Raw genomic sequence first — 2583 nt, forward strand, 5'->3', positions numbered from 1 at the left:
GCATCGAGGTCAACGTGCAGGTGCTGACCTCCAACGACAGCATGGCGCGGCTTGCCGCGGGCAGCCTCGACCTCGCGGTGGTGGCACTGCCGCAGCCGCCGGTGCGCGGCGTGCATGTCACGCCGCTGCGACGCGAGGCCGTGCTCGCCTTCCTGCCGGCGGCCTGGAAGGCGCCGAAGCGCCTCACGCCGCAGTGGCTGGCCGAGCGGCCGCTGATCATGAACGACGCCTCCACGCGGCTCTACCGGCAGACGGCCGAATGGTTCTCGGCGGCCGGCGTGCATTGCCGGCCGCGCATCGAGCTCAACTACAACGACGCGATCCGCACGCTGGTGGCCGCGGGCTACGGCGCGGCCCTGCTGCCCGAGGAAGCGGACGGGCGCACGCCCGATCCGCGCATCGCGATCCGGCCGCTGAGCCCGGCGCTGTGGCGGCAGTTGGGCCTCGCGGTCGGCGACCGCGACGTCGGCGGCCCGACGCGTTTCGTGCTCGAGGTCCTGCAGGCATCGAAGGCTCGCGGCGGCCCGGGCGAGTAGGCCTGCGGCTTGTAAGTCCAAACGACGCGCGCCTCCCATCCCTGTTGATAATCGTTCGCATCGGCGCCGCAGGCCGGCCGCCGCATTGCCCCGAGAACACATCACCGACCTGGAGGATCCCGTCATGACCCAACGCATCGGCGCGCGCGCAGCACACGCCCTGATCGGCGCCACCGGCGCCTGGCTCGCCCTCGCCGCCCTGCCCGCGCACGCGGCGGAAGAGCTCACGCTCTACACCACGCGCGAGCCGGCGCTGATCCAGCCGCTGATCGCGGCCTTCAGCGCGCAGAGCAATATCAAGGTCAACACGGTGTTCGTGAAGGACGGCCTGCTCGAGCGCGTGAAGGCCGAGGGCGCGCGCTCGCCGGCCGACGTGCTGATGACGGTGGACATCGGCAACCTGGTCGACCTGGTCGACGGCGGCGTCACGCAGCCCGTGAAGTCGGCCGCGCTCGAATCGGCGATCCCCGCCAACCTGCGCGGCGCCGACGGCCAATGGTTCGCGCTCTCGATGCGCGCGCGCGTGCTCTACGCCGACAAGGCGCAGCCGCTCACCAATTTCCGCTACGAGGACCTCGCCAATCCCAAGTGGAAGGGCAAGGTCTGCATCCGCGCCGGCCAGCATCCCTACAACACCGCGCTGGTGGCCTCGCTGATCGCGCACGACGGCGAAGCCAAGGCCGAGCAGTGGCTGCGCGGCGTGAAGGCCAACCTGGCGCGCAAGGCCACCGGCGGCGACCGCGACGTGGCGCGCGACATCCTCGGCGGCATCTGCGACGTGGGCCTGGCCAACTCCTACTACGTGGGCCAGATGAAGAGCGCCAAGGAAGGCACCGACGCGCGCAAGTGGGGCGATGCCATCAAGGTGGTGCGCCCGACCTTCGCCAAGAGCGGCGGCACGCACGTCAACATCAGCGGCGCGGCGGTGGCGAAGAACGCGCCGCAGCGCGCCAACGCGGTCAAGCTGCTCGAGTTCCTGGTGTCCGAGCCGGCCCAGTCGCTGTATGCCGACGCCAACTACGAATACCCCGTGCGCAAGGGCGTCGCGCTCGACCCGATCATCGGCCAGACCATCGGCGAGCTGAAGGTCGATCCGCTGCCGCTGACCGAGATCGCCAAGTACCGCAAGCAGGCCAGCGCGCTGGTCGACAAGGTCGGCTTCGACCAGTGAGGTGCACCGCCGGGTGCCCTGACTCCAGGGCATCCGCATGCTGATGAGGGCCTCGCGCGCCCCCCGCACGCTGCAGGCGGTGGGCCCGCTGTGGCGCGGGGCCGCGTTCCTCGTGGCGGCCGGCGTGCTCGCGCCGGTGCTCGCCCTGCTGTGGCTCGCGCTCGGGCCTGGCGCCCGGGGCTTCGCGCACTGGCAATCGCTGTTCGCGCACGTGCTGCCGCAGGCCACGCTCAACACGGCCATGCTGCTGGGCGGCGTCGGCCTGCTGGTGCTGACCGTGGGCACCGGCTGTGCCTGGCTGGTCACGGCCTGCGACTTCCCGGGGCGGCGCGTGCTGCACTGGGCGCTGCTGCTGCCGCTGGCGATGCCGACCTACATCGTCGCCTTCGCCTACCTCGACCTGCTGCATCCCATCGGCCCGGTGCAGGGCGCGATCCGCTGGCTGCTGGGCTACGACAGCCCGCGCCAGTTCCGCCTGCCCGACCTGCGCTCGATGGGCGGCGCGGTCTTCGTGCTCGGCTTCGTGCTCTATCCCTACGTCTACATGACGGCGCGCGCGATGTTCATGAGCCAGCCCGCGCACCTGATGGAGGCCGCGCGCATGCTCGGCGAGAACCGGCGCGGCGCCTTCTTCCGCGTGGCGCTGCCGCTGGCGCGCCCGGCGCTGGCCGTGGGCCTGAGCCTGGCGCTGCTCGAGACGCTCAACGACATCGGCGCTTCCGAATTCCTCGGCGTGCAGACGCTCACCGTGGCCGTCTACACCACCTGGATCACGCGCTCCGACCTCGCGGGCGCGGCGCAGATCGCCTGCGCCATGCTCGCCATGGTGATCGCGCTGGTCTGGCTCGAACGCAACGGCCGGCGCCACCAGCGCTA

Annotated in this window: 3 protein-coding genes; all 3 read left to right on the top strand. The window is 71.5% G+C overall.

The features are described from left to right. Nucleotides 1–536: LysR family transcriptional regulator substrate-binding protein (locus AC27VN_RS38495; RefSeq protein ID WP_490880068.1), on the top strand; the 536-nt coding region annotated here is incomplete at its 5' end. A gap of 124 nt (nucleotides 537–660) precedes the next feature. Beyond that, nucleotides 661–1707: a Fe(3+) ABC transporter substrate-binding protein gene (locus AC27VN_RS38500; RefSeq protein WP_057595618.1), complete on the top strand. Its 1047-nt coding sequence runs from the start codon at nucleotides 661–663 to the stop codon at nucleotides 1705–1707. Nucleotides 1708–1750: 43 nt separating this feature from the next. Then, nucleotides 1751–2583: ABC transporter permease (locus tag AC27VN_RS38505; RefSeq protein WP_490880069.1), on the top strand; the 833-nt coding region annotated here is incomplete at its 3' end.

This window comes from Variovorax sp. 20P10.2.4 (assembly GCF_058244205.1).